Raw genomic sequence first — 26096 nt, forward strand, 5'->3', positions numbered from 1 at the left:
CCATCCAGACGCCTTTGTGGGGAAGTGAAATCATCAAAGGCAGTCTGACCGGAATTTAAAATTATCGAATAAGGAAAAGACTCATGACGACAACAACGCATATTCTTGGCTACCCACGCATTGGTGAAAAACGCGAACTTAAATTCACGCTCGAGAAATACTGGCGCGGTGAAATCGATCAATCTGAGCTCAAGCAACTCGGCAGCGAATTAAGAAATCGTAACTGGAATGTACAAGCTGACGCGAATCTAAGCTTTGCAACTGCGGGTGACTTCGCATGGTACGATCATGTTCTAACAACGACTCTACTTCTAGGTCATGTGCCAAAACGTCATGCTGGTGGAGCAGAAGATGAAAAAGCCTTCCCAGATTTAGATACTTTATTTCGAGTTGGTCGTGGTCAGTCTCAAGTTCAGTCTACTTGCTGCGGTGGTACGCATACGTCGAATGATGGCACTAAAGACAGTTCGGCTGCTTCCGACATGACTAAGTGGTTCAACACTAACTACCACTACATTGTGCCTGAGTTCAGTAAAAACGACACCTTTGAAGTGAGCTGGCCACAGCTGTTTGACGAAGTGAACGAAGCGATAAAAGCAAGACACAAAGTTAAGCCTGTACTTCTCGGCCCACTGTCATATTTGTACTTAGGCAAAGAAGTGGAAGAGGGCTTTGACCGCTTAACCTTGCTTCCACGTTTGCTTACTGCTTACCAAGCGATTTTGGCAAAACTCGCCAAGTTGGGCGTTGAGTGGGTGCAAATCGATGAGCCCATTCTATCTCTGGAACTTGAGACTAAGTGGGCAGATTCATTCAAGTTGGCTTATCAAGTGATTCAAGGCGATGTGAAACTATTGCTGACCACTTACTTTGATTCGGTGACTGACACGTTAGACAAGATCGTGGAACTGCCCGTCGACGGTTTACACATCGACTTGGCTGCCGCACCGCAGCAACTCGATGAAGTGGTGAATAAGTTACCGGAAGATTGGGTACTTTCTGCGGGTGCAATCAATGGACGCAATGTTTGGCGAGCAGACTTAGCTTCTCAGCTTGAGTTACTGCAACCTGTGAAAGAAAAGCTAGGCGATAAACTATGGGTCGCAAGTTCATGTTCACTGCTGCATAGCCCGGTTGACCTTGAGTTAGAAGAGACGCTTAGCGAAGAAGTGAAGAGTTGGTTTGCCTTTGCAAAACAGAAAGTGACCGAGGTGAGCTTATTGGGTGCGGCGTTAGACGGCGATCAAAATGCCATTTTGGCGTGTGAGACTTACAGCCAACCTATCGTTGCACGTAAGAGCGCGACTCATGTGAACAAGCCGCAAGTTGAAGCTCGACTCAATACCATTACTAAAGCACTAGCAGAGCGCAGTGCTCCATATGCAGAACGCGCCGCACATCAGTCTGAAGTTCTCGGCTTACCGCTATTACCAACCACAACCATTGGTTCGTTCCCACAAACAGGAGAGATCCGAGTTCAGCGCAGTGCTTACCGCACTGGCAAACTGAGTGAAGCGGAATACACAACCGCATTGAAGGGCCATATTGCGGATGCTGTTAAGCGTCAAGAAGCTCTGGATTTGGATGTGCTTGTTCATGGCGAAGCTGAACGTAATGATATGGTGGAGTACTTTGCAGAAAACCTAGCAGGCTTTCAAACCACCAAGTTTGGTTGGGTACAAAGCTATGGCTCTCGCTGCGTGAAGCCAGCGATTGTGGTCGCGGATATAGAACGTGAGAAACCGATGACGGTGGAATGGTCGACCTATGCCCAATCCCTGACCTCGAAGCAGATGAAAGGGATGCTGACAGGCCCTGTAACTATCTTATGTTGGACATTCCCACGTGAAGACATCTCACGCAAAGAAATCACCAATCAACTGGCGTTTGCTCTGCGAGATGAAGTATCTGATTTACAAGACGCAGGCATTAACATTATTCAAATTGATGAGCCTGCTATTCGCGAAGGTTTACCACTGAAAAAGCGCGACCACGCAGAATACCTAGAGTGGGCGGTCGATGCCTTTAAGATCTCAGCGGCGAGTGCTAAACCAGAAACTCAGATCCATACCCATATGTGTTACAGCGAGTTCAACGAGATCATTGATTCAGTAGCCGCGCTAGATGCCGATGTGATTACCATTGAGACTTCTCGCTCGAACATGGAGCTACTGAAAGCGTTTGAAGAGTTTAACTACCCGAATGCGATTGGGCCGGGTGTTTATGACATTCACTCGCCAAACATTCCTTCAGAGGAGTGGATTGTGGATTTACTTAAGAAAGCGGCAGAAAGAATCCCAGCAGAACGTTTGTGGGCGAACCCAGATTGTGGATTGAAGACGCGTAACTGGGCAGAAACAGAAGCCGCACTGACAAACCTTGTGTCGGCGACTAAGACACTGCGTAAAGAGTGGGAATCAGCTGAGGTATAATTCAGTCTAAGATTTTGATTGATCCGTTAATCCACGATGAACCACAACAAAGGCCTCGCATTTGCGAGGCCTTCTGGTTTTATACTTGTTCGAATCTCGAGCTAGAAACTAGCTGCTACTTTGACACGTATCTTTACTGATCAGCTTCTCAACGATCAGTTGTCCGCGAGTGTTGCGAATCTTGATGTTGTAAGCCAAGCCCATGTCGAGGTTTGCTCTTACTTCAGAGTTGGTGCAGTAGCTATTCACACTCATGTCTACAACTTGGTTTAAAGGTTTAGCACCTTTTGCATCTTGGTTGTAGATCATCATGATTTCGATAACCGTGTTCTTTGCCAGCACGCGCATGACCGACAGCGGGCCATACTCAATCGGCAGGCCTGCGGATAAAACGCCAGCGCGATGCTGCGCCATCATTTCTAGCTGTCTTTGTATGTCTTGTTCACTTGATGAGCTACAGCCTGCAAGCAGAACAGCGGCCAGTGAACCGATAATCCATTTTTTCACGTTAAAATACTTTCTTGAATGGTTTAACAATCACATTTTGGTAGACACCTGCAGCAATGTACGGGTCTGCGTCTGCCCATGCCTGTGCATCGTCTAAAGAATTAAACTCAGCAATCACAGTAGAACCTGTGAAGCCCGCTTCACCAGGGTTATCTGAATCAATCGCTGGCATTGGACCTGCTGTCAAAAGGCGGCCTTCATCGTGAAGTGTTTGTAGGCGTTCTAGATGTTGTGGGCGAACACTTAGGCGTTTTTCTAATGAATTTTCGACGTCTTGAGAAAAAATCACGTACCACATATTGAGATATCCTTATTTTACTTCACTAAATTGAGGGCGTTTAAATTCGCTATCTTGCTAATTTACGCGAACTAATTGGTATTGGAAGAGCTAATGATAAGAAATTGTGAAATGGTGCGGGAGAGTGAGAAGGTCTTTAGCATTTTTAATCGAAACGACTAAAGACCTTAAAGTGCGATAGGGTCGTCGAAAGTACTATTTATTAATTGGGCGGGGTTTACCGCTTTCGTCTACAGCAACGTAGTTGAATGTCGCGCCACATACCTTGTAACGATCGCCGATGCCGTGATCAAGTACCGGCTTAACCCATACTTCTAGGTCGATATTCATCGAGCTGCGACCAATCTTGGTGCAGTCACCATAAACACATACCACATCACCCACTGAAACTGGTTGTTTGAACTCGATACCCGATACTGAAACCGTGACTATCTTGCCGTTAGAGATCTCTTTCGCCAGTATCCCGCCAGCAAGGTCGAGCTGAGACATTATCCAACCACCGAAAATCTGGCCTGCTGCATTGGTATCAGAAGGCATCGCCAAAGTGCGAAGAAGTAAAGAACCAATCGGGTTCAAAGTTGATTGAATAGTCATTGTTGTACTCTTAATGGTATTGATTGTTTTAAATTTAAATAGATGTGTTTGCGGGACTCGCGGTGGTCGTATTTTTAACGTATTCACCGAACACAAACAATCAGTGGCCAATGATCACGAGTATCATTGGCCACTGTTAAATAGCATATTGATAATAATTGTATCAAAAAGGGGATGAGGACTCATCCCTTAGGGTTACTTCTCGTCGGTATTTTTATCCGTTAACTCTTTCTGCTGGTCTTTTTGTAGATGCTGATCTTTTTGTAGATGCTTGTAGATGTAGACACCCGTTAGCAAGGTAAATGCAAAAGTAGCGATCAGTAAGCCAAACACTTTGAAGTTTACCCAAACATCCAAGGGTAGGCTGAAAGCAACGTAAACGTTGAGAATGGCACATAGAGTAAAGAACAAAGTCCAAGCCCAGTTGATCTTGCTCCATACCGCTTCAGGAAGTGTGATCTCTTTACCCAGCATGCCTTTAATCGCTGACTTGCCCATTAGGTGACTGACGGTCAGGCCGATAGCGAACAATGCATAAACGATGGTTACTTTCCATTTAATGAAGTTGTCATCGTGCAAGAAAATGGTCATGCCACCAAATACGGCAACCATCAGAAATGTGATGATCTGCATTTTCTCTACTTTCTTGTAGATGACGTATGTCAAAACGATTTGTACTGCGGAAGCAACAATCAATGCACCTGTAGCCGTGTAGATGTCATACATCTTATACAGCGCAAAGAAAATAATGAGAGGAATGAAATCAAGGATTTGCTTCATGTGGCACTGACTGTCCAGTTAGTTGAGTTGCAGACAGTCTAACGAAAACTGTCTCGATGCTAAATAGCCCGAGACAATTGGGTGCTAATTAATTCCATGTAAATGCTTTATCTAGTCGGATCTTTTCATCATCGAGTTGGATAACGTTATCGCATTGATGTGGTTTGGTAGCGAGGTATTAGCTTCTTGATATCTTCAAGGTAACCCTCGCTCTTTAAGCTGTCTAAGGTGTTTTCGAGTTCTTGCTCACTCATGGCAAAACACGTCGATTTGCCTGTCGTTAGGTCGAGATACTCGTGATATTCACGCTCTGTGAAGTGGCCAATTCTGTCCATTAATAAGGTTTTAATTCCGTGGTGAATCAAGCCGTAATACGTATGTCTTTGTAAGGTCATAGCCTATCCTCCGTGACAAGCTGCAGTGAAACTGTTGCAACCTGCTGTATATTGGTTGGGTTATCTATGACAAAGCAATTCGAATGCCATTTTCTCCAACTGAAGAGAACAAATTCCCGACTAAATAGAATTGAACTTCTTTTCAAATAGTTAAAGCAAGGTACGTTCTATTCTCTGACAACCAATACGTAACAGACATAAAATAGTTTCATTTTGAGAACGATGAAATTCTCATTATGACTCTCTACTGCCGCTTATAGTGGAGCCTATCTACGGTGATTGCCGCTAATCGACAAGCCAATCAACAAGCGTAGATAAAGATGTATTTTGTCGATTCTTAGGCTGCAGCAAAAAGTAACCATTTCCAGAAAAGACACTGCCTTCACTCACTTTCACCAACCTGCCCAAATCGATATCTTGCTTGGCCAGCGTGATATCGCCTATGGCAATGCCAAACCCTTGAATGGCTGCATTCATCGCTTGATCAAGTGTCGCGAATTGTTGGTTGTTTTTACTTGAAAGGTCATGACTTCCTATGTGCTCTAACCAAAGTCGCCAATCACTTTGCTCATTGTTGGCGTGTAACCAAGTGTATTGAGCGAGCTTGTGTGGCTTGATGATAGTAGAAGCGTTACTTACAAGATGGCCCTGAGTAATGCTTTGCGCCTGGCAGACCGGAGCCAGCTGCTCGTTGAACAATAACTGACTCACAATCGATTGTTGGTTTGGCTTCTTTCCATAGGTGATTACGGCGTCAAACGGGTCAAAGCTTGGTTCAAAAACGTGCTTGATGGTCGACGTGAGCTCGACATCAATTTCAGGGTAGGCTTGCTGAAAAGACATCAACTTGGGTAGCAGCCAAGAGGTAATACAGCTGGGGGCGTTGAGTTTGATCTTAGAGGGAGAACTTGCCACTTGATTGAGAGCCGATTGCAGTTGATGAATCGTTCCTTGTATCAGGGGAACCAGTTCTTCTCCTTTCGGCGTTAAAGACAATCCTCGAGCATGGCGATAGAAGAGATCACAGCCAAGGCTTTCTTCAAACGACAATATCTGACGACTTACTGCACCTTGCGTAACGTTGAGCTCATGTGCCGCGCGCGTAAAGTTGAGATGCCTTGCCGTCGACAAGAACGCGAGCAAGGTTTTAGTTGAAGGAAGTGTGCGATTCATATCTTTACCTATGATTTTTTATCATGGCTACTATGTGATTATTTCGATTCATTTATCAATAGTGTTCTGTTTGAATGTAAATACTTAATCATCATTTGTGATTCAATATGTGTATAAGTTACATTTTTTGAATATGAAGGCAGTGGTGAAGACATTGTGATTTTGTGAAAGGGATAGCTTCTTGACATCTTTTATCGATAGTTTAGTACCTCAGGCTGTAAAAAAATTAATACCTTATCAATCAGCAAGAAGAATTGGTGGTGATGGACGAGTCTGGCTAAACGCCAATGAATTGGAAAGCTCGTTGTTTCCAGGAGAAGCAAGCCACAATAGATACCCAGATTTTTTACCGCAAGATATTGCCAAAGCTTATCAAGCATATTGCGGAACTGATGCTGAGACTGTTGCTGTTCGTGGCGCCGATGAAGCGATTGATTTGCTGATCAGAACATTCTGTAAGCCAGCGAGTGACAATATACTTATTTGTTCACCCACGTATGCAATGTATGAGTTTTGTGCCGATGCATTGGCGATTAATACCTTGGATTCTCCATGGCAGCAAGACTTCAGCCTTAACGTCGCTGATATTGTGAACAAAGCAAAGTTGGCTAATATCGTGTTTCTTTGCTCACCAAATAACCCAACGGGCAATGTGATTCCTAAATCGGATTTGATTCAGGTACTGGAAGGTACGATTGGAAAATCTCTAGTGGTAGTCGATGAAGCGTATATCGAGTTTGAACCACAAACGTCAGCGGTGAGCCTTATTGAGCGTTATCCGCATTTGGTAGTGATTCGCACCTTGTCTAAGGCGTTTGGACTGGCTGCGGTTCGATGTGGCTTTATCATAGCGAGTCAAAATGTGATGCAGTATGTCGCTAAATTAATTCCACCGTATCCAATGCCAGATTGCTCATCTCAAATCGTGTTAGACGCATTGTCTGATGAGCGAGTCTCAGTGATGCAAGGCGCGACACAAAAGCTGGTCGAACTACGTAACTGGTTTGCTTGTGAGTTAACGCAGTTTGATTTCATCGAGTCTGTTTACCCTTCATCGACGAACTTTATTTTGCTGCGTCAAAAACCTGGGCATCAAGTGTTCAGTGTATTGGCGAAGGATGGCATTGTGACAAGGAATCAAAACCACGAACCTGCTTTGCGTAACTGTGTTCGAATCAGTATTGGTAGCCAAGAGAGCATGTTAGAAGTGATAACGTCACTAACACGTTACCAAACCGAATTAGAAAAGAATCAACAAGGCAAACAAATTCAACAATCTCAACATAAAGAAACTCAATCTCAACTCGATAAAGATCATATCTAGGATGGCAATGATGAAAAAGATAATACTAGGACTCGCTTGTGCGGCCGCTTTACTTGGTACAACGGTACAGGCGAAAGAAATCCGTTTGGCGTCAGACTTTACGTATCCGCCATTCAACTATAAAAACAGTGACGGTGTACCTGTCGGGTTTGATATTGAGATAGCTGATGCCTTGTGTGAGCAAGCCAAACTCGATTGTACTTGGGTTTCACAAAGTTGGGACTCGCTAATTCCAAGTTTGTTGGCAAGAAAGTCAGATGTGATCATGGCTTCGATGCGTATTACCGAAGAGCGTAAGCGCAAAATCTTGTTCACCGATAAGTACTACCAAACACCAGCTGTGTTTGTTGCTGCTAAGAGCGCCGAGTTTAGCATTGATGAGGCCGGCTTAGCGGGTAAAACCATCGGTGTTCAGCAAGGTACGATTCACGATCGCTACGTAACAGACAAGTTTGGTGATGTAGCAAACATTAAACGCTATACCGGCCAAGATGAAGTTTATCTGGATCTGCAAAATGGTCGTCTAGATCTAACCTTCGGCAACTCGGATCAACTGTCATTAGCTTTCTTAGATAAGAAAGAAGGTGAGGGTTTTGAATTCAAAGGCAAAGCAGTAACCGACAAAGCCTACATTGGCGAGGGTACGGCGTTAGCACTAAGAAAGCAGGATTCAAAACTGGCGAAACAATTCAATGCCGCGATTGAAGAGATCAGAGCAAACGGTACTTACGACAAGATAGCCGCTAAGTACTTCACGTTTGATATTTATGGCGCTGATTTGTAATTCGTCTAACGCCTAAAAACTAGACCACCAAAAAAATCCGAGGGCTGTGAGGCTCTCGGATTTTTGTTACAAACAATTCGTCCTAGTAAGATTCCCACCGTTGTCTTTACCCCTGCTTATCCACTCTTGTTCGATACGCTCAGTCTAAAACCTTACCTCTACCACCTGAGAAACCGCATTTCACGACTCGCTTTTTCAATCGATGAGACCTTCTTTGTCCGTGCTTAATTACTGATTTTAAGATCTTAAAATAACACAAACTTGCGCATAATTATTTGCTAATAGACTGTTCTAAAAGCAGTTGAAAGCGATCGGAATTCCCCAAAAATCCAAAGTAGGGCTGCTTAATGGTCTAATTGGTGCCAAATATGATTGGTATCACAATCAATTCAGCTCTCTGGCCAATAGATGAACCTTAGCTCACAAAATATACACATATTATTGTAATACAAAATATATGAAGGTAAGAATATTGTAATGAAACGTTACGGTCATGAGCAGTATGCAATAGAACGTTAGATTTCAAGCTCAGCTAGAACGTGTCATATAAAAACTGTACCTCTTACAAAATGGATTCTGGAGAAGAACATGAAAAAACACCTACTGACGATTGCAGCGGCATCAATTCTGATGGCATTTGGCGCTCAAGCAAAAACTTTGACCTTAGGGCATGCAATGTCATTAGAAAGCGCAGCTCACCAAGGCATGGTGATCATGGCTGATAAAGTGAAAGAAAAATCGAATGGTGACCTTACGATTAAGATCTTTCCAAACGGTCAATTAGGCTCTGAACGTGACCAAGCGGAGCAAGTTGTTACTGGTGCGATTGATATGGCCAAAATCAATGGTGGGCTAGCCGAATCTTTTGAACCAACGTTTAAAGTTAATGCACTGCCTTTCTTATTCCGTGACGTTCCACATATGAGAACCTTCATGCGAAGTGAAGCAGCACAAGAGATGTTGCTTTCAAGTCAAGGTAAAGGCTTCATCGGTCTTACATTCTATGACTCAGGCACACGTAGCTTCTACGCTAAGAAAGCCATCAACTCACCAGCTGATCTAGCTGGCATGAAAGTTCGAGTTCCTGGCTCCCCGACCATGATGGAAATGGTCAACCTACTTGGTGGTAAAGCAACGCCTGTACCTTTCAATGAGGTATACACGGCATTGCAACAAGGTGTAATTGACGGTGCTGAAAATAATATTTCTAGCTTAGTTGAAATGAAACACAGCGAAGTTGCCAAATTTTACTCTATGGATCAGCACATGATGACACCTGACGTGATCATCATTTCAGAATACAAATGGGGTTCATTAACGGCAGAAGAGCAAAAGATCTTAAAAGAAGCTGCTGCTGAGTCTCTTGAAGAGCAGATCAAAATCTGGGACGCAACAGATGACATGAACAAAGAGAAAGGAATGAAAGAAGGCGTAACGTTTGTTGAAGTTGATAAAGCCCCTTTCCGTGCAGCTGTTAAACCTATGATTGATGAGGCGAAAAAAGATCCAAAACTAGCTCCATTCATTGAAAAAATTGAAGCTCTTTAATCAGTCTTAGTGAAAATATAATTTTGCCTTGGCTTTGCTAAGGCAAAATTTTTTGAGGTATCACACCATGTTAGCAACTTTCAGAAACCTACTTGATAGGCTGATTCTTTTTGTCTCTTCTTTTGCACTCATGTTACTTGTCGTTACTGTCACTTGGCAGGTCTTTAGTCGTTATGTTTTGAATGATCCAAGTAACTGGACTGATGAACTTGCTCGTTATGCGATGGTATGGCTTGGCTTATTAGGAGCAAGCTACTTATTCGGTATCAAAGGGCATTTAGCTATAACGTTATTGGATGGTTATCTTAAGGGTAAAGCACATATCGCATTACATGTACTCATCAATATCATTTCTGGCGCATTTGTATTTCTAGCAATGCTTCAAGGTGGCATCGCCCTAATGGGAAGAACCACACAACAACTCTCTCCAGCACTGCAATTACCGATGTCGACGGTGTATTCAATATTGCCGATTTCAGCCGTTATTATCCTCATCTATTTGGTCATGAATACGTTTGATCTTTTTTGTGAACCCAACAAAAAGTAAGTTTTAAAAGGACTCTATATTATGGATTTGTCCATTGGTGTTTGGCTGCTAGGCCTATTCTTATTCATGATCGCGATAAGCATGCCGATTGCGATTGCAATTGCCATGTCATCTTTAACCATCATGTATTTCATCTTACCGTTTGAAGTCGCCAGTATTACTGCGGGTCAAAAAATCATTACAGGTATCGATAGTTTCAGTTTATTAGCCATTCCTTTCTTTATCCTCGCTGGGAATATAATGAATGTAGGTGGCATCGCGAGTCGACTCATCAACCTTGCAAAGCTCTTGGTTGGTTGGATCCCGGGATCACTTTTTCACGTCAACATCTTCGCCAATATGATGTTTGGCGCCGTTTCAGGATCAGCCGTTGCAGCAGCTGCTGCGGTTGGTAAAACCTTAGGCCCTGAATTAGAAAAAGATGGCTATGATAAAAACTTAGCAACAGCAGTAAACGTTGCATCTTGCCCGGCAGGCTTACTAATACCGCCGAGTAATTCGTTGATCGTATTTTCAGTAGTATCGGGCGGAACATCCGTTGCGGCGCTGTTTATCGCAGGTTATGTCCCAGGTATTTTAATGGGTTTAAGTTGTATGGTCGTCGCCTATTTTATCGCTAAAAAGAAGGGCTACAAAACAAGTGCCAATGACGGCTTCACAACGAAAGATGTGCTGAATATTGTTTGGCAAGCAACACCAAGCTTAGGGCTTATTGTTGTTGTTATTGGCGGTATTATTGGTGGGATTTTCACTGCAACAGAAGGGGCATGTATAGCGGTTCTATACTCTTTTATACTGTCACTCTGTTACCGAACTCTTAAATGGGCACACTTCCCGATAATTTGTAGAGAAACCGTTCAGGTCACTGGCATTATGCTGTTCTTGATTGGTGCTTCTACCATTATGTCATGGGCAATGGCGTTTACCGGTCTACCAACCATGATCAGTGATTGGATGCTCTCTATTTCAGACAATCCAATTATCATCTTTATTCTGATGAACCTGATTCTACTGATTGTGGGTATGTTTATGGACCTTACGCCAGCCGTATTGATCTTTACCCCTATCTTTATGCCGATTGCTGAGCATTTAGGCATGCATCCAATTCACTTTGCGATGATGATTATTTTCAACTTATGTATTGGTATTGCAACGCCACCCGTTGGTACGGCGCTATTTGTGGGTTGTAGTGTCAGTGGCTCCAAGATTGAGAATGTTATAAGAAGTATCATGCCGTTTTGTGCCGTATTGATCGTCACACTGTTGGCCATTACTTTTATTCCTGAAATTAGTTTGGCTCTGCCTCGTGCGTTTGGATTAATCAATTAGCCTTACAAGGGTAAGATTTACCGAATCAATATCGATCATGACCTAATAAAAAACCGCCTCATGAAGGCGGTTTTATTTATCAATCAAACTGAAGCTTAATATTACGCTTGCTGTTTTTGTAGCTCAGCTTCTTTCGCTTCGTCTTCGATTAGAGAATCAACGATTACTGCACATGCTGCATCACCAGTGATGTTCAGAGCAGTACGGATCATGTCGAAGATACGGTCTAGAGCGAACAACAGAGGTAGACCTTCAATAGGGATACCAGCTGCTAGAAGAACCGCAACCACTAGGAAAGAAGGACCTGGAACACCTGCTTGACCAACTGCGCCTAGAGTCGACGTTACGATGATAGCAATGTAAGCACCCATAGACAGGTCGATGTTGAACAGCTGTGCGAAGAAGATAGCAACTAGGCCGTAGTAAATTGCGTTACCAGACATGTTGATCGTCGCACCAAGTGGCAGAACGAATGAAGCCGTAGAGTTACGAACACCAAGTTCTTTCTCTACCGTTTCCATTGTTACTGGCAGTGTCGCCATTGAAGAGGCTGTTGATAGTGCAACCGCTTGAGGCTTCTTCATTGCCACTAGGAACTTCTTAGCTGAAGTCTTAGTGAAGATTTGAATCATCAGTGGGTAAGCCACAAAGCCGAAGATAAGAATCGCAACAATGTAGACAATGAACAGCTTGAACACGACCATAAGTGCGCCAAAACCGAATGTACCGACTGCTTCTGCCATTAGGCCGAATACGCCAAGTGGTGCGATGATCATAACCTTGTTGATCATCCAAACCATTGCGTCAACAATCGCGTTTACGCCATTGATGATTGGGTCACGTTTTTCTTTCGCTTGTTTAGAAATCGCAATACCGAAGAATAAGCAGAAAACGAGAATTTGCAGAATGTTAGCTTCGTTCAGTGATTGGAAAACGTTGGTAGGGATCATGCCCGTGATGGTTGCCCAGAACGTTGGAAGTTCGCCTTTCGCAGCGTATTCAGAAGAGAACATACCTTCAACGCCAGAAACATCGATACCACGACCCGGTTCGAATACTTCACCCATTACAAGCGCTAGTGCTACAGCAAGTGCAGACGTTAGTGCAAAGTAACCCAGTGTAACCACACCAACTTTACCTGCCGATGAGCTATTACCTAGACCTGCAGCACCTGAAATTAGGGCAACTGCGACTAGAGGAATAACCAGCATCTTGATTAAATTGATGAAGATTGCGCCCAGTGGAGCGAACATTGTTGCGCTGTCACCCATCATTGCACCGACAGCGGTACCGATGATCATTGCAATAACGACTTGAACGCCGATGTTGCTTAGTAAACTCTTTTCTTTTAACACTTCCATAACCTCTGTGCTACTAAATATAAAAATCCCAGAACTACTCACCAATGTACGATGTACCATTGGATTAATATTTCGCGACGAGTTTTACACGTATCCTTTACATTTATCAATATGAGCAGAGGTGAAAGTCTCTGAAAAACAGGTGGTCTAATGTCATTTGTTGATTTTGCACAACAATGCAATCGTTTGCCTTGGTTTTTTATTGCGATGTTATTTGTTGAATTTATAAAAGCCTTTTCTCTGGAGATTTTGTGAATGATTTGCAAGCGCTGGTATTGAAAACGTCTTGTTAACATTTTGATTTCATTTGCGAGTGTTTTTTGAACGCCTATGTTGGGGTGAATCCACAGTTACGTGTTGTGTGAAATTTAGCCTGAACTATGCTTAAGGTATCTATTTATTACCAAGATGTTACCTCTGCGCTTTAAATAAAACGTCTATCTAGCATCTCAGTTGTAAGGAGGGGGGCTATGACTTTTATATTAAAGTACTTGTTTGCGTTTCTTCTGTTGTTCAGCTCTGTATTCGCTCAGGCCGATGATGTCTGGGTGATTGAGGTGAACGGAGGGATAGGTCCGGCGACCAGTGATTACCTCACTAGAGAAATAGAACAAGCTCACGATGAGCAAGCAAAGCTCATCATTTTGAAAATGAACACGCCTGGCGGGTTAGATTCGTCGATGCGTGACATTATTCGATCCATCACCACGTCACCGATTCCGATAGCAACTTGGGTTGGGCCAGCAGGCTCACGTGCGGCGAGTGCGGGAACCTATATTTTACTTGCTAGTCACATCGCTTCTATGGCGCCCGGAACTAATCTAGGTGCAGCAACCCCTGTGTCGCTCGGTGGGGGCAAAGCGCCTGCTAATCCGTTATCTCCTCAAGACGACGCCAATAAAGATGACAACACGTCAACGAGTGAGCAAGACGAAACAAAACAAGAGAACTCAGACCAAGTAAAAGCCACCACTGCGATGGAGAAGAAAGTCATCAATGATGCTGCGGCTTACATTGTCAGTTTGGCTAAGCTACACAATCGCAATGAAGAATGGGCAGAAAAAGCGGTAAGAGAAGCGGCGAGTTTAGACTCAGAGAACGCACTCACACTTAACGTGATTGATTTTATTGCCAGCGACCTTCAGCAATTGGTTGAACTGAGTAACGGGCGCACCGTCACCATCAACGGTGTCAGTCAGGAAGTTCAGCTCAATGAGGTGGTTTTTATCGAGCGAGAACAAGACTGGCGCTTTAGTTTGCTGTCAGTGATCACGAACCCGAACGTTGCATATATTTTGATGCTGATTGGTATCTACGGTTTGTTACTCGAATTCTATAACCCCGGCGTCGGGCTACCGGGTGTTTTGGGTGGTATCTGTCTGTTATTAGCGATGTACTCCTTACAAATGCTGCCTGTGAGTTACGCGGGCCTTGCTTTAATCCTATTGGGAATTGTTTTGATGGTCGCAGAGGCCTTTAGCCCCAGTTTTGGCATCTTCGGTTTGGGCGGCGTCGCTGCGTTTACGCTCGGTTCGATCATGTTGATGGATACCGAAGTGCCGGGTTATCAAATCGCATTGCCGCTAATTATCGGGATCAGTTTGTTCTCTGTTGCCTTTATCGTCGTAACAATATCAATGCTAGTCCGAGTGAGAAACAAACCAGTGACTACGGGGATGGAAGCGGTTGTCGGCGACACCGGCAAAGTGGTAAGCGGCTTCCCCGGTGCGGGGCGAGTGCTAGTCGAAGGTGAGATCTGGCAAGCCAAATGCGCGAGTGAATTGCAAGCGGGGCAGATCATCAGAGTGACCAAGCTGACGGGGCTATCTTTGGATGTGGAGGCGCTGCCCAATGATACATCATCGAAATCTAGCTAGCGCGGACTGTTAGCGTGGATTGCTAGAACAAACGTTATTGAATTATTAATTGCTTAGCCATCGTTACCATTAGGGGGCGGTTATGTTTATACACACTATAGGTATTGTCATTGTGCTCGTTATCTTGTTGATAGCCAGCATGTTCAGAGTGCTGCGCGAATATGAACGTGCAGTGGTGTTTTTCCTTGGGCGCTTTTACGGAGTGAAAGGACCGGGGTTAATTATCATCATTCCTTTCATCCAACAAATTGTGCGAGTGGATCTACGAACTATCGTGTTGGACGTGCCGACGCAAGATTTGATCACACGCGATAACGTGTCAGTGAAGGTGAATGCCGTGGTCTATTTTCGAGTGCTGGACCCGAAGATGGCGATCAATAACGTAGAGAACTACCTCGAAGCAACCAGTCAACTGTCGCAAACAACGTTGCGTTCAGTATTAGGACAGCATGAGTTGGATGAATTGCTGTCTGAGCGAGAAGAGCTCAATAGAGACTTGCAAGCGATACTGGATCAACACACCGATAACTGGGGGATCAAGATTGCCAATGTCGAGATCAAGCATGTGGATCTTGATGACAGTATGGTACGAGCCCTTGCTAAGCAAGCCGAGGCGGAACGTTCACGTCGAGCTAAGGTGATCCATGCAACAGGGGAACTAGAAGCATCAACCAAGCTGAAAGAGGCTGCAGAGGTTCTTAATCAAGCGCCCAACGCCATTCAATTGCGATATATGCAAACACTAACAGAAGTAGCCAATGAGCGAACTTCCACAATCATCTTCCCAATGCCCATCGATCTGGTCGAGAAGATAACCGATCCGATCAAAGCGACACTCAATGAGGCTGCAATCAAGAAAGCGATGAAAGCCGATGAGTGATTGGCTCAAATGAAGAGCAATAAAAAAGGCTCCACAACTGTGGAGCCTTTTAGTATTTGAATCGCTGGTTCTATTTAATGACCATTGATTACGAGCGTCGATTATTTCTGCGTAGCCGCTTTCATTGGCGTAACAAACTCCGCAAGTGCTTTAAGCATTGCTTCTGGTTGTTCAACGTTGTTTTCAATGATTTTAACTACGGCTGAGCCAGAGATCGCACCTGCAGCGCCAGCTACAATCGCTTCTTTCACTTGTTCAGGAGCCGAGATACCGAAACCAAGCAGTGCTGGTGGCGCATCGAACTTGTTCAAGCGATCAAGCAGTGCCGTTACTGGCATGTTTGCTTTTGTTTCTGCGCCCGTTACGCCTGAGCGAGAAAGTAGGTAAGTGTAGCCGCCACCTAGCTCAGATACTGATTGAAGCGTTTCATCGCTTGCTGTTGGTGGAGCAATAAAGATTGGGTGAACGCCAAACTTTTCAGCTGCAGCAACAAATTCACCGCTTTCATTGGTAGGTACATCAGCAATCAATACTGAATCGATACCTGCTTTTGCGCAGCGTTCGTAAAAATTTTCTATACCACGTGCGTAAACCAGGTTTGCGTACATCAGTAGGCCGATTGGCAGCTCTGGGTATTTAGCACGAATTTGACCGATAAGATCGAAGCACACATCTGGCGTTACTTTTGAATCTAAAGCACGAATGTTTGCGCCTTGGATTGTCGGGCCATCTGCAAGCGGATCTGAGAATGGGATACCAAGCTCAAGTGCGTCAGCGCCCGCTTCAACTAGCGTTTCCATGATCTTAAGTGATTGCTCAGGGTTAGGATCGCCAACCGTTACGAATGGTACAAATGCGCCCTGATTCTTTTCAGCTAAGCGAGTGAAGAGTGATTGATAGCGATCCATTATAATGCTCCTTTCTCTTTAAGAATGTCGTGTACAGAGAAAATGTCTTTGTCACCACGACCAGATAAGTTAACGACTAATAGCTGTTCTTTCTCTGGGTCGTCGTGAGCCATTTTGACAGCGTGAGCTACAGCATGAGATGACTCTAGTGCTGCGATAATGCCTTCTTTGCGTGCAATTAATTGGAACGCTTCTAGCGCTTCATCGTCGGTTACGTTGTCGTATTCAGCACGGCCAATAGCATTTAGGTGCGCGTGTTGAGGACCAACTGATGGGAAATCTAGACCCGCAGAAACAGAGTAAGACTCTTCTACTTGGCCGTTCTCATCTTGCATCAGTGGTGCTTTCATACCGAAGAAGATACCGGTTTTACCGTGCTTAAGTGGCGCGCCGTGTTGGTCGGTATCAATACCTTTACCAGCAGGCTCTACACCGATCAGGCGTACAGACTCTTCTTCAATGAAGTCAGCGAACATACCGATAGCGTTTGAACCACCGCCGACACAAGCGATAACCGCATCTGGAAGGCGACCTTCACGAGCTAAGATTTGGTGCTTCGTTTCTTCACCAATCATGCGTTGGAAATCACGAACAATCGTTGGGAATGGGTGAGGGCCAGCCGCAGTACCCAATAGGTAGTGCGCGTCTTCATAAGTTGCAGACCAGTCACGTAGCGCTTCGTTACATGCATCTTTTAGCGTTGAAGAGCCAGAATGAACAGGAATAACCTCTGCGCCCATTAGCTTCATACGGAACACGTTCGGGCTTTGACGTTCAACGTCTTTTGCACCCATGTAAACACGACACTTAAGGCCCAGTAGAGCACAAGCTAGAGCCGTTGCAACACCATGTTGGCCTGCGCCAGTTTCAGCGATGATTTCCTGTTTACCCATGCGTTTTGCTAGCAATGCTTGGCCAAGAACTTGGTTTGTCTTGTGAGCACCACCGTGAAGGAGATCTTCACGCTTTAGGTACAGTTTGGTTTTTGTACCTTTGGTCAGGTTACGCGTTAGCGTTAGTGCCGTTGGACGACCTGCGTACTCTTGCAGAAGCGTCATGAATTCACTGCGGAACTCAGGATCTGCTTGTGCATCGATAAATGCTTGTTCCAGTTGGTCTAGTGCTGGCACTAGGATCTGCGGTACGTATTGACCACCGTATTCACCAAAGTAGGCATCGAGTTTAGCCATTGTGTTATTCCTTCAATTCTATCGATGTGTATTCACACCAAGTCATTTAATCTTGCTTGAGCTTCGCAAAAGGCAAAGCTCACAAATATGTTTTTAGTTTCTGCTTTCTAATTTCTAGCGCCGAGCTTGGACTAGTAATTACGAATCGCTGCAAAAGCGCGTTGCAGTTTGTCTGCGTCTTTTTTACCTGGAGCTGATTCAACGCCTGAGTTTAGGTCTAGCCCTAAACAACCCAACTTAGCCGCTTGGTTAGCATTGTCTGGGTTTAGGCCACCCGCTAACATGATTGCGCTTTGGTTGTTGATTAGGCTCCAATCGAACGCTTGGCCTGTACCGCCAGTTTGAGAACCCACTTTAGTATCTAGCAGGTGACGAGTCACGTTGCTTTTCAGTAATTCTGGTAGCGCGCTTTTAGCACCGTTTTCAGCACCAGAAGCCACACCGTAAGCTTTCCAAATCTCAACGTGTTCAGGTAGAGATTGTTTTAGTTCATCGACAAATGCTTGAGACTCATCACCGTGCAGTTGCACCGCAAATAAACCTAGCTCAGAAACCGTTTTCGCAACGTCAGTAACGCTATGATTTTGGAATACACCCACGTAGTTCAAAGGTGCGCCGCTCATGGTTAAACGAGCTGCTTCGATATCAACATGACGCTTAGATGCTTCAACGAAAATCAGACCACCGAATACCGCACCAGCTTGATAAGCCTTTGCTGCATCGTCAGAGTGAGTTAAACCACACACCTTGTTTTCACCGAGCGTCACTTTACGCACCGCAAGCTCTAGGTTCTTTTCAGCCATCAGAGAGCTACCGATTAGGAAGCCGTCTGCAAATGTTGAAAGGTCACGTACTTGCTGATGGTTGTAGATGCCAGACTCTGAAATCACGACTGCGTTTGGAGCCAGTTCGCGAATCAGCGGAGCCAACTCTTTAGTACGGTTCAAATCAGTCGAAAGGTCACGTAGGTTACGGTTATTAATACCGATCACTTTTGCTTTTAAAGCGACTGCGCGGTGAAGCTCTTCTTCGTTACTGACTTCGGTGAGTACACCCATATTTAGCGAGTGAGCAACTTCAGCCAGCGCTTGGTATTCTTCGTCATCTAATACCGATAGCATTAGCAAAATTGCGTCAGCTGAGTAATGTCGAGCTAAGTACACTTGGTAGGTATCAACCATGAAGTCTTTACACAGGATAGGCTGCTTAGCAATGCTGCGAACTTTAGGTAAAAACTCAAAGTCACCTTGGAAGTACTTCTCGTCTGTCAGCACAGAAATCGCGTTTGCGTGGTTGTTGTAAACCGACGCAATGTAGTCCAAATCAAACTCGTCACGGATTAAACCTTTTGACGGAGATGCCTTCTTACATTCAGTGATGAAAACCGTTTGTTCGCCGCTCAATGCATCATAAAAGCTGCGGTCTGTTGCGGTTAACGCTGCTTTAAACTCGTCCAATGGTTGAGTTTGCTTACGCGCTTCAACCCATTGGTATTTGTCACGAACGATTTTTGCTAATACTTCCGCCATTTCAGCTTCTTTGATTGAAACGTGGGTCGACAATTTATCGGTAGTCTGTGTCATGTTCTTTGTCTCGTCGTTCGTTAGGCGTGTGCAGCAAGCTTTTGTACAAGCTCGTACGCTTTGCCAGAGTTCATCGCGTCAATCGCTTGCTGTGTGTTGGCTTTTAGATCTTCGTGACCAAATAGACGCATCAGCAGAGCAACGTTGACTGCCACAGCGCCAACTTGAGCATCTGTGCCTTTACCCGTCAGGATATCGGTTGTGATGGCTTTGTTCTCTTCTGGCTCGCCGCCCTTGATTGCTTCAAGAGGGTGAGTGTTCAGGCCAAAGTCTGCCGGTGTCACTGTGTACTCGTGAATTTTGCCATCTTTAATTTCAGCAACGATTGTCTCACCATGAATAGCCACCTCATCAAGGCCACTACCATGAACAACGGCAGCACGCTTCATACCCATTTGCAGCATGGTTTCCGCGATAGGGCGGACGAGCTCTTTGCTGTAAACACCCATTAACTCGATATTAGGGCGAGCAGGGTTAATCAGTGGACCAAGGATGTTGAAGATAGTGCGCGTTTTCATCGTCTGACGAACAGGCATCGCGTGACGTACACCGACGTGATATTGCGGAGCAAATAGGAATGCTACGCCAAGCTCGTCGACTGCAGTACGAGTGTCTTCTGCTGTCATCGCTAGGTTAATACCGAACGAATCCAGTAGGTCAGAAGAGCCTGATTTGCTCGATACGCTGCGGTTGCCGTGCTTAGCTATTTTTAAACCACACGCTGCTGCTACAAATGCAGAAGTTGTAGAAATGTTGATGGTGTCATGACCGTCGCCACCTGTACCTACGATGTCTGCGAAATCGTAATCAGGACGTGGGAACGGGTTTGCATTAGCAAGCAGTGCTTTCGCTGCGCCAGCGATTTCATCCGGCGTTTCGCCTTTGATTTTCATTGCAGTAAGCGCAGAAGCCATCAAAATTGGGTCTAGTTCGCCCTTGATGATCACATCAAACAGTTGTTGGCTTTCTTCTTGAGTAAGAGACTGTTGTTCGTAAAGTTTATTAATCTGTTCCATGATCGTTTCCTAGTTAGTCTTTTTATCAAGAGTAGAGCTTTTCTCTAGATGAAGAGGTTTCTCAAGAGCCCATTCGATAGCGTTCGCTAGAAGCGTTGCACCGTAGGTCGTCATAATCGATTCAGGGTGGAATTGGAACCCACAAACCTTGTCTTGTTCTTGAACTACAGACATTACCAAATCATCGACTTCAGCGGTCACCGTTAGGCTATCGGATACATGCGTTGCCACTAAAGAGTGGTAGCGAGCGATAGCCAGCGGCGAAGGTAAGCCTTGGTAAGTCGCATGGTTTTGGTGTTCCATCATCGACACCTTACCATGAATGATTTCGCCAGCGCCTGCAACGGTGCCGCCGTAGGCTTCAACAATCGCTTGGTGGCCTAAGCAAATACCAATCATTGGCACTTTGCCTTTTAGCAGCTGAATTAGCTCTGGCATACAGCCCGCATCCGCCGGAGCACCAGGGCCTGGTGAAAGCAGTGCAACAGGGTTGTCTAGTTCGTTGATCGCCGCTTCAACTACTTTTGCAGGAATGTTGTTACGGTAAATCTTTACGCTGTGACCTAATGAACGAAACTGGTCTACAAGGTTGTATGTGAATGAGTCGAAGTTATCGATGAATACAATATCAGCCATGATTACGACTCCTTCTTATTTGATGAGTGTTGGTTTGTAGCAGAGCTCTTAGTGTGAGCTGCTTGGATCGCTGAGATAACCGCTTGTGCCTTGCCGCGAGTTTCATCGGCTTCTGCTTGTGGGTCTGAATCGAATACCACACCAGCACCTGCTTGTACTTGTGCTACGCCATCTTCAACGTAAGCAGAGCGAATCACGATACAAGTATCTAAAGTGCCTTCACCAGTTAGGTAACCCACTGCACCGCCGTAGCTGCCACGACGTGTTTTTTCTACGTCACGGATAAGTTGCATTGCACGAATTTTAGGTGCGCCCGTTAGCGTACCCATGTTCATACAAGCTTGGTAAGCGTGAAGGGCATCTAAGTCTTCACGGAGCTGACCAACAACACGAGAAACTAAATGCATCACATGGCTGTAGCGGTCAACTTTTAGCAAGTCTGCTACGTGGCGAGTGCCTGCTTCGGCAATACGAGCCACATCGTTACGTGCTAGGTCAACAAGCATCATGTGTTCAGCGTTTTCTTTCTTGTCGGTACGCAGTTCAAGCTCAATACGGCTGTCTAGATCGAAATCGATTTGACCATTCGGGCGCTTACCGCGACGACGAGTACCAGCAATTGGGTAAATCTCGATTTGGTTGGTTTCGGTTTCGTATTTCAGAGCACTTTCTGGAGAAGCACCAAACAGAGTAAATAGCTCGTCTTGCATATAGAACATGTAAGGGCTTGGATTACTTTGCTTGAGTTCTTTGTAAGCCGCCAGTGGAGCAGGGCAAGGTAGCGTGAAGCGACGTGAAGGTACTACTTGGAATACATCGCCTTTTACTACGTACTCTTTTAGGTCACGAACCGTTTGGCAGAAGTCTTCATCTGAAACGCTTGGTATAGCTTCAACGTTGTCGAGCGGCGTTACTTCTGTGATGGCTTTCAATGACTGACATTGTGTCTGAATGTCAGCTAGACGCTCAGTTAATTGTGTTCTGATGTTTTCATCTTGAGTGAACAAGCTCGCGTGAAGCAGACCTTCGTTCTCTTGGTGATCGAAACGCAATAGTGTTTCAGCAACGTAGAAAACAAAGTCAGGGCAGTTGTTAGTCGCTTCAGCATCACCTAGCGGTTCAAAGTTCGCCACGATGTCGTAAGCGAATAGGCCCGCCATGAATAACGCGTGCTTGTTATCAGCGTCTTGCTCAAAGCTGTGTTGAACCAAACGCAGAGCATCGAATGAAGAAGCTTCTCTTAAACGTGAGTCTTCATCTAATTCGTTGCTTGGCTCGACAAAAGTCAGCGTCAAAACGTTATCGGTAAGGTCAGATTCAATTTCTGCTTTAACGTTTTGAGTGAGATGTTCGATAAGCGCTTGACCATTTTCAGTCAATGCTTGGAAGGTTACTTCATGTCCGCGACATACGATGCGAACAGCAGAGTCGATAAGGAGTAGGCTTGTCAGGTTCTGTTTAGATTCAATCTCAGCAGATTCCAGCAACAGACTGTCTGTTTTGTTTTCACACAAAGTATGAAAAACGCTGGTTGGATCTTGCGAGTAAGGAACTGAAGAATTGATGACCTCAATGGTTCCCAGCTTTTTGATTTCAATGGCCTTGTTCACAAGACCTCCTTTATGATTCTTTAAGTTTCCTGCCGTACATAGTCGCATAAAGATACCTTTCACCCAATCTAGAATATGGTCAATTCGATGATTTGTTAGTCAGTTGAATGTGAGATGTTCGACAAATTAAAAAGCCCGCTATTAAAGCGGGCTTAGTGATAACTTTTTTATAAACAAACTGTTTAACTAGAAGTACACGTTAGCCCACCAAGAACTTGTCCAAGTGCGCCACCAATTAAGCTCTGAACTTGCTTCTACTGAAGAAAGTTCTAAAACTTTATCTTTATGGTTTTGGTTAAATTCTTGTAACATGGTGAACCTGTCAAATGTGATACTTCGTATTTGTGTACTAGTTAACTAGTTTTGCGCTTGCAGGTCAAGTGTGTTGACACAAATATAACGATAAAAATTGAAAACAATGAAAAAGAATATATGAGAATTGATCTACATAGTCATACAACAGCCTCAGATGGCCGACTTACTCCACCTGAACTGATTGACCGAGCGCTAGGCTTTAACATCGAAGCGTTAGCGATTACAGATCATGATACGACTGATGGGCTTGCTGAAGCACGCAGCTATATTGCTGATAACAACCTTCCTATCCAGTTGATCAACGGCATTGAGATTTCGACTGTTTGGCAAAACAAAGATATCCATATTGTTGGGTTAAACGTTGATCCGGAGTCACCAGAGCTAACAGCGTTAATTGAACAACAGAAGCAACACCGTGTCGGGCGTGCAGAGATGATTGCTCAACGTCTTGAGAAAGCGACTCGTGAAGGCTTGCTAGAAGAAGTTAAATTGATTGCTGGTGATGCGCCTATCACTCGTGCTCACTTTGCTAAGTGGTTAGTCGATAACGGCTACGCAAAAACCATGCAGCAGGTGTTTAAAAAGTTTCTGACTCGCAATAACCCAGGTTATGTGCCGCCAACGTGGTGTTCAATGAGTGATGCTGTCACGGCTATTCATGCTGCTGGTGGTCAAGCAGTATTAGCTCACCCCGGCCGATATGGCTTAACAGCGAAGTGGGTTAAGCGTCTGTTAGCTGCATTTGTTGAAGCAAAAGGTGACGCTATGGAAGTCGCTCAGCCTCAGCAAGCGCAACAAGAAAGACGCACACTTGCGGATTATGCTATACAATACAAACTATTAGCCTCCCAAGGCAGTGACTTCCATTACCCATCCCCATGGATGGAACTTGGACGTAATCTCTGGCTACCTTCTGGGGTCGAAGAAGTATGGAAAGATTGGGAGTTTCAAACGGTTTCACCAACTGATACCGATGACAGTATTTAGGTGAACCAGCTCCTTCTGATGATAGAGTCGAGAGATTCGATAACGAGGATCAACAATGAGCCAGTTTTTTTATGTACACCCAGATAACCCACAAGCGCGCTTAATTATTCAAGCGGTTGCGATTATTCGCAATGGCGGCGTTGTGGTTTATCCAACAGATTCCGGTTATGCGCTGGGCTGTCAGCTTGAAAACAAACAAGCACTTGAACGCATCTGTAAAATTCGTCGAATCGATGATAAGCACAATTTCACGTTGTTATGCCGTGACCTTTCTGAATTGTCACTGTATGCACGAGTTGATAACGTTGCTTTCCGTTTACTTAAGGCACACACGCCCGGTGCTTATACGTTTATCTTCAAAGCAACTAAAGAAGTGCCAAAGCGTTTGATGAACGCTAAGCGTAAAACGATTGGTATTCGTGTACCAGACAACAAGATTGCACTTGACCTGTTGGAAGCAATGGGCGAGCCATTGATGTCGACATCTCTGATTCTTCCGGGTAACGAGACAACTGAGTCGGATCCAGAAGAAATTCGCGACAGCCTAGAGCATGCGGTTGATGTCATTTTGAATGGCGGCTACTTAGGTGAGCAACCGACTACGGTTATTGACTTCAGTGACGATGACGCCGTTGTTTTACGTCGTGGTGCCGGCGATCCAGCGCCGTTTGAATAATAGCGTTACTGATTAACAGTCTGTAACGAAACAGCAAACCTGCCAGAGTAAATAACAAGTGCTTTTTGGCAGGTTATTTGCGATAATACGCGACCGCGATTTGGTCGCGAAAAATTCATTCGACGTCTGTGAAGACGACAATTAGGTAGAAAAGAGTAAATGAGCGAAAAATTACAGAAGGTTTTAGCGCGAGCTGGTCACGGTTCTCGTCGTGAACTAGAAGGTTTAATTAAATCTGGTCGTGTAAGTGTTAACGGTCAAGTTGCGAAATTGGGTGAGCGTCTTGAAGACGAGAACTCAGTGATCCGTATTGATGGCCACACTATTACAGGCAAAGCCTCTGAAGAGGTGGTTTGTCGTGTACTTGCTTATTACAAACCGGAAGGTGAGCTTTGTACTCGTCATGATCCTGAAGGTCGCCGCACTGTTTTCGATCGTCTACCTAAGATCCGTGGTTCTCGTTGGATTTCAGTTGGCCGTCTTGATGCAAACACATCGGGTCTTTTGCTTTTCACTACTGATGGTGAACTTGCAAACCGCCTAATGCACCCAAGCCGTCAGGTTGAGCGTGAGTACCTAGTACGTGTGTTTGGTGAAGTGACTGAGCAAAAAGTTAAAAACGTGACTCGTGGCGTTCAACTTGAAGATGGTATGGCTCGTTTCGAAGACGTGGTTTACGCTGGCGGTGAAGGTATGAACCATACTTTCTACGTAGCGATTAACGAAGGTCGTAACCGTGAGGTTCGTCGTCTTTGGGAATCACAAGAAACAACAGTAAGCCGTCTGAAACGTGTACGTTACGGTGATATCTACCTTGATAAGAAACTGCCTCGTGGCGGTTGGAAAGAGCTAGATCTTCAAGAAGTAAACTACTTGCGTGAGCTTGTTGAACTTCAGCCAGAAAAAGAGACACTGTTGGATCTTGATCCTGCAAACACTTCTCGTAAGCGTGAACGTTCTCGTAGCCAAAAAATTCGTCGTGCTGTTAAGCGTCACGAAGAGCGTGCAAATGCTCCTAAAGGCCGTAGCAACCAGACTAAGCGTAAGAAGCCTGCAACTCGTGGTACTACAACACCTGATTCAGGCCGTAGTGCTCCAACGACCAATGGCAAACCTCAGGCTACCAAAAAGCCTAAACTGAACAACGGACGCCCGGCTAAACCGGCTAAGCCAAGATCACGTAAGTAATTACACCAGTAGTTGCTACAGTTCTTAAGCTTAAAGCTTAATCCAACGTTTCGAATACTAAAAAACCTGCTAACTTAGCAGGTTTTTTTTCGTCTTGAATATGGCGCAGTTCAAGTCATGTGGAAGTGCTTACCAAGTAGAAACGATTAACCAGGTAG

25 protein-coding genes and 1 other annotated feature are annotated in these 26096 nt (G+C 44.8%); of the genes, 11 read left to right on the top strand and 14 right to left on the bottom strand.

The features are described from left to right. Positions 1-83: 83 nt before the first annotated feature. Positions 84-2432, top strand: coding sequence for a 5-methyltetrahydropteroyltriglutamate--homocysteine S-methyltransferase (metE, locus tag AACT19_RS19270; protein WP_076648216.1), 2349 nt, complete (start codon positions 84-86; stop codon positions 2430-2432). 108 nt (positions 2433-2540) lie between these two features. Here metE and AACT19_RS19275 read toward each other — a convergent pair whose 3' ends face one another. From AACT19_RS19275 to AACT19_RS19300, 6 genes are all read right to left on the bottom strand, one after another. Next, positions 2541-2939 carry a GspS/AspS pilotin family protein gene (locus tag AACT19_RS19275; RefSeq protein ID WP_076648219.1) on the bottom strand — a complete coding sequence of 133 codons (399 nt, stop codon included), beginning with the start codon at positions 2937-2939 and terminating at the stop codon, positions 2541-2543. A 1-nt stretch (position 2940) separates the two neighbouring features. Next, positions 2941-3237: a YciI family protein gene (locus AACT19_RS19280; protein WP_004736512.1), complete on the bottom strand. Its 297-nt coding sequence runs from the start codon at positions 3235-3237 to the stop codon at positions 2941-2943. 195 nt (positions 3238-3432) lie between these two features. Further along, positions 3433-3831, bottom strand: a complete 399-nt coding sequence (gene yciA, locus AACT19_RS19285; RefSeq protein ID WP_004736513.1) for an acyl-CoA thioester hydrolase YciA — start codon at positions 3829-3831, stop codon at positions 3433-3435. Between the two features lie 195 nt (positions 3832-4026). Continuing rightward, entirely contained in the window at positions 4027-4611 is a 585-nt protein-coding gene (locus AACT19_RS19290; RefSeq protein WP_076648222.1) for a septation protein A, read from the bottom strand. Between the two features lie 146 nt (positions 4612-4757). Next, positions 4758-5006, bottom strand: coding sequence for a hypothetical protein (locus tag AACT19_RS19295; RefSeq protein ID WP_004736516.1), 249 nt, complete (start codon positions 5004-5006; stop codon positions 4758-4760). 285 nt (positions 5007-5291) lie between these two features. Next, entirely contained in the window at positions 5292-6179 is an 888-nt protein-coding gene (locus AACT19_RS19300) for a LysR substrate-binding domain-containing protein (RefSeq protein ID WP_076648225.1), read from the bottom strand. A 181-nt stretch (positions 6180-6360) separates the two neighbouring features. On the opposite strand from AACT19_RS19300, the gene hisC reads away from it, so the two are divergent. The 5 genes from hisC (at position 6361) to AACT19_RS19325 (ending at position 11711) form a co-directional block, all read left to right on the top strand. Continuing rightward, on the top strand, positions 6361-7503 hold the full coding sequence (gene hisC / locus AACT19_RS19305) for a histidinol-phosphate transaminase (RefSeq protein ID WP_076648228.1): 1143 nt from the start codon (positions 6361-6363) through the stop codon (positions 7501-7503). 10 nt (positions 7504-7513) lie between these two features. Continuing rightward, on the top strand, positions 7514-8287 hold the full coding sequence (locus AACT19_RS19310; protein WP_017061505.1) for an ABC transporter substrate-binding protein: 774 nt from the start codon (positions 7514-7516) through the stop codon (positions 8285-8287). 588 nt (positions 8288-8875) lie between these two features. Further along, positions 8876-9835 carry a TRAP transporter substrate-binding protein gene (locus AACT19_RS19315; protein ID WP_065681547.1) on the top strand — a complete coding sequence of 320 codons (960 nt, stop codon included), beginning with the start codon at positions 8876-8878 and terminating at the stop codon, positions 9833-9835. Between the two features lie 67 nt (positions 9836-9902). Continuing rightward, complete coding sequence (locus tag AACT19_RS19320; RefSeq protein WP_004736522.1) at positions 9903-10382, top strand: TRAP transporter small permease; 480 nt, start codon at positions 9903-9905, stop codon at positions 10380-10382. 21 nt (positions 10383-10403) lie between these two features. Beyond that, positions 10404-11711 carry a TRAP transporter large permease gene (locus AACT19_RS19325; protein ID WP_010438025.1) on the top strand — a complete coding sequence of 436 codons (1308 nt, stop codon included), beginning with the start codon at positions 10404-10406 and terminating at the stop codon, positions 11709-11711. 101 nt (positions 11712-11812) lie between these two features. Here the strand turns inward: AACT19_RS19325 and AACT19_RS19330 are convergent, their stop codons facing one another. After that, the gene (locus AACT19_RS19330; protein ID WP_019350485.1) at positions 11813-13132 is read right to left on the bottom strand and encodes a cation:dicarboxylate symporter family transporter; all 1320 of its coding nucleotides are present in this window, start codon (positions 13130-13132) and stop codon (positions 11813-11815) included. Between the two features lie 410 nt (positions 13133-13542). Here AACT19_RS19330 and AACT19_RS19335 point away from each other — a divergent pair, with 410 nt between their 5' ends. After that, entirely contained in the window at positions 13543-14949 is a 1407-nt protein-coding gene (locus tag AACT19_RS19335; RefSeq protein ID WP_076648231.1) for an NfeD family protein, read from the top strand. Between the two features lie 82 nt (positions 14950-15031). After that, entirely contained in the window at positions 15032-15829 is a 798-nt protein-coding gene (locus AACT19_RS19340) for a slipin family protein (RefSeq protein ID WP_004729804.1), read from the top strand. A 101-nt stretch (positions 15830-15930) separates the two neighbouring features. Here the strand turns inward: AACT19_RS19340 and trpA are convergent, their stop codons facing one another. The 7 genes from trpA to AACT19_RS19375 form a co-directional block, all read right to left on the bottom strand. Continuing rightward, the gene (gene trpA / locus AACT19_RS19345; RefSeq protein WP_004729802.1) at positions 15931-16737 is read right to left on the bottom strand and encodes a tryptophan synthase subunit alpha; all 807 of its coding nucleotides are present in this window, start codon (positions 16735-16737) and stop codon (positions 15931-15933) included. Beyond that, positions 16737-17927, bottom strand: coding sequence for a tryptophan synthase subunit beta (gene trpB, locus AACT19_RS19350; protein ID WP_004729801.1), 1191 nt, complete (start codon positions 17925-17927; stop codon positions 16737-16739). The genes trpA and trpB overlap by 1 nt, the downstream gene beginning before the upstream one ends. A gap of 131 nt (positions 17928-18058) precedes the next feature. Continuing rightward, complete coding sequence (trpCF, locus tag AACT19_RS19355; protein WP_076648234.1) at positions 18059-19510, bottom strand: bifunctional indole-3-glycerol-phosphate synthase TrpC/phosphoribosylanthranilate isomerase TrpF; 1452 nt, start codon at positions 19508-19510, stop codon at positions 18059-18061. Positions 19511-19530: 20 nt separating this feature from the next. Further along, a complete protein-coding gene (gene trpD / locus AACT19_RS19360) occupies positions 19531-20526 on the bottom strand; it encodes an anthranilate phosphoribosyltransferase (RefSeq protein ID WP_076648237.1) in 996 nt (331 codons plus the stop codon). Between the two features lie 9 nt (positions 20527-20535). Further along, a complete protein-coding gene (locus AACT19_RS19365) occupies positions 20536-21162 on the bottom strand; it encodes an aminodeoxychorismate/anthranilate synthase component II (RefSeq protein ID WP_004729794.1) in 627 nt (208 codons plus the stop codon). Positions 21163-21164: 2 nt separating this feature from the next. After that, positions 21165-22772 carry an anthranilate synthase component 1 gene (locus tag AACT19_RS19370; RefSeq protein ID WP_076648240.1) on the bottom strand — a complete coding sequence of 536 codons (1608 nt, stop codon included), beginning with the start codon at positions 22770-22772 and terminating at the stop codon, positions 21165-21167. 125 nt (positions 22773-22897) lie between these two features. Next, positions 22898-23012: a sequence feature (Trp leader region), on the bottom strand. Continuing rightward, positions 22959-23084: a trp operon leader peptide gene (locus AACT19_RS19375; RefSeq protein WP_009848753.1), complete on the bottom strand. Its 126-nt coding sequence runs from the start codon at positions 23082-23084 to the stop codon at positions 22959-22961. (Overlaps the previous feature by 54 nt.) A gap of 120 nt (positions 23085-23204) precedes the next feature. Here AACT19_RS19375 and rnm point away from each other — a divergent pair, with 120 nt between their 5' ends. The 3 genes from rnm to rluB all read left to right on the top strand — a co-directional run bounded on the left by rnm (position 23205) and on the right by rluB (position 25938). After that, entirely contained in the window at positions 23205-24074 is an 870-nt protein-coding gene (gene rnm / locus AACT19_RS19380; RefSeq protein ID WP_076648243.1) for an RNase RNM, read from the top strand. A 55-nt stretch (positions 24075-24129) separates the two neighbouring features. Beyond that, positions 24130-24750: an L-threonylcarbamoyladenylate synthase gene (locus AACT19_RS19385; protein WP_004729785.1), complete on the top strand. Its 621-nt coding sequence runs from the start codon at positions 24130-24132 to the stop codon at positions 24748-24750. 159 nt (positions 24751-24909) lie between these two features. Next, positions 24910-25938, top strand: coding sequence for a 23S rRNA pseudouridine(2605) synthase RluB (gene rluB, locus AACT19_RS19390; RefSeq protein ID WP_017089834.1), 1029 nt, complete (start codon positions 24910-24912; stop codon positions 25936-25938). The last annotated feature ends 158 nt before the right edge of the window (positions 25939-26096 follow it).

The organism is Vibrio sp. 10N.222.47.A9 (genome assembly GCF_963872585.1).
Classification (GTDB): domain Bacteria; phylum Pseudomonadota; class Gammaproteobacteria; order Enterobacterales; family Vibrionaceae; genus Vibrio; species Vibrio splendidus.

What these genes read in the sequence shown, in the direction of transcription:
- metE (WP_076648216.1), top strand. Translation starts at nt 84, where the DNA reads ATGACGACAACAACGCATATTCTTGGCTACCCACGCATTGGTGAAAAA.
- AACT19_RS19280 (WP_004736512.1), bottom strand. Translation starts at nt 3,237, where the DNA reads ATGTGGTACGTGATTTTTTCTCAAGACGTCGAAAATTCATTAGAAAAA.
- yciA (WP_004736513.1), bottom strand. Translation starts at nt 3,831, where the DNA reads ATGACTATTCAATCAACTTTGAACCCGATTGGTTCTTTACTTCTTCGC.
- AACT19_RS19290 (WP_076648222.1), bottom strand. Translation starts at nt 4,611, where the DNA reads ATGAAGCAAATCCTTGATTTCATTCCTCTCATTATTTTCTTTGCGCTG.
- AACT19_RS19295 (WP_004736516.1), bottom strand. Translation starts at nt 5,006, where the DNA reads ATGACCTTACAAAGACATACGTATTACGGCTTGATTCACCACGGAATT.
- AACT19_RS19300 (WP_076648225.1), bottom strand. Translation starts at nt 6,179, where the DNA reads ATGAATCGCACACTTCCTTCAACTAAAACCTTGCTCGCGTTCTTGTCG.
- AACT19_RS19310 (WP_017061505.1), top strand. Translation starts at nt 7,514, where the DNA reads ATGAAAAAGATAATACTAGGACTCGCTTGTGCGGCCGCTTTACTTGGT.
- AACT19_RS19315 (WP_065681547.1), top strand. Translation starts at nt 8,876, where the DNA reads ATGAAAAAACACCTACTGACGATTGCAGCGGCATCAATTCTGATGGCA.
- AACT19_RS19320 (WP_004736522.1), top strand. Translation starts at nt 9,903, where the DNA reads ATGTTAGCAACTTTCAGAAACCTACTTGATAGGCTGATTCTTTTTGTC.
- AACT19_RS19325 (WP_010438025.1), top strand. Translation starts at nt 10,404, where the DNA reads ATGGATTTGTCCATTGGTGTTTGGCTGCTAGGCCTATTCTTATTCATG.
- AACT19_RS19330 (WP_019350485.1), bottom strand. Translation starts at nt 13,132, where the DNA reads ATGGTACATCGTACATTGGTGAGTAGTTCTGGGATTTTTATATTTAGT.
- AACT19_RS19335 (WP_076648231.1), top strand. Translation starts at nt 13,543, where the DNA reads ATGACTTTTATATTAAAGTACTTGTTTGCGTTTCTTCTGTTGTTCAGC.
- AACT19_RS19340 (WP_004729804.1), top strand. Translation starts at nt 15,032, where the DNA reads ATGTTTATACACACTATAGGTATTGTCATTGTGCTCGTTATCTTGTTG.
- trpA (WP_004729802.1), bottom strand. Translation starts at nt 16,737, where the DNA reads ATGGATCGCTATCAATCACTCTTCACTCGCTTAGCTGAAAAGAATCAG.
- trpB (WP_004729801.1), bottom strand. Translation starts at nt 17,927, where the DNA reads ATGGCTAAACTCGATGCCTACTTTGGTGAATACGGTGGTCAATACGTA.
- trpCF (WP_076648234.1), bottom strand. Translation starts at nt 19,510, where the DNA reads ATGACACAGACTACCGATAAATTGTCGACCCACGTTTCAATCAAAGAA.
- trpD (WP_076648237.1), bottom strand. Translation starts at nt 20,526, where the DNA reads ATGGAACAGATTAATAAACTTTACGAACAACAGTCTCTTACTCAAGAA.
- AACT19_RS19365 (WP_004729794.1), bottom strand. Translation starts at nt 21,162, where the DNA reads ATGGCTGATATTGTATTCATCGATAACTTCGACTCATTCACATACAAC.
- AACT19_RS19375 (WP_009848753.1), bottom strand. Translation starts at nt 23,084, where the DNA reads ATGTTACAAGAATTTAACCAAAACCATAAAGATAAAGTTTTAGAACTT.
- rnm (WP_076648243.1), top strand. Translation starts at nt 23,205, where the DNA reads ATGAGAATTGATCTACATAGTCATACAACAGCCTCAGATGGCCGACTT.
- AACT19_RS19385 (WP_004729785.1), top strand. Translation starts at nt 24,130, where the DNA reads ATGAGCCAGTTTTTTTATGTACACCCAGATAACCCACAAGCGCGCTTA.
- rluB (WP_017089834.1), top strand. Translation starts at nt 24,910, where the DNA reads ATGAGCGAAAAATTACAGAAGGTTTTAGCGCGAGCTGGTCACGGTTCT.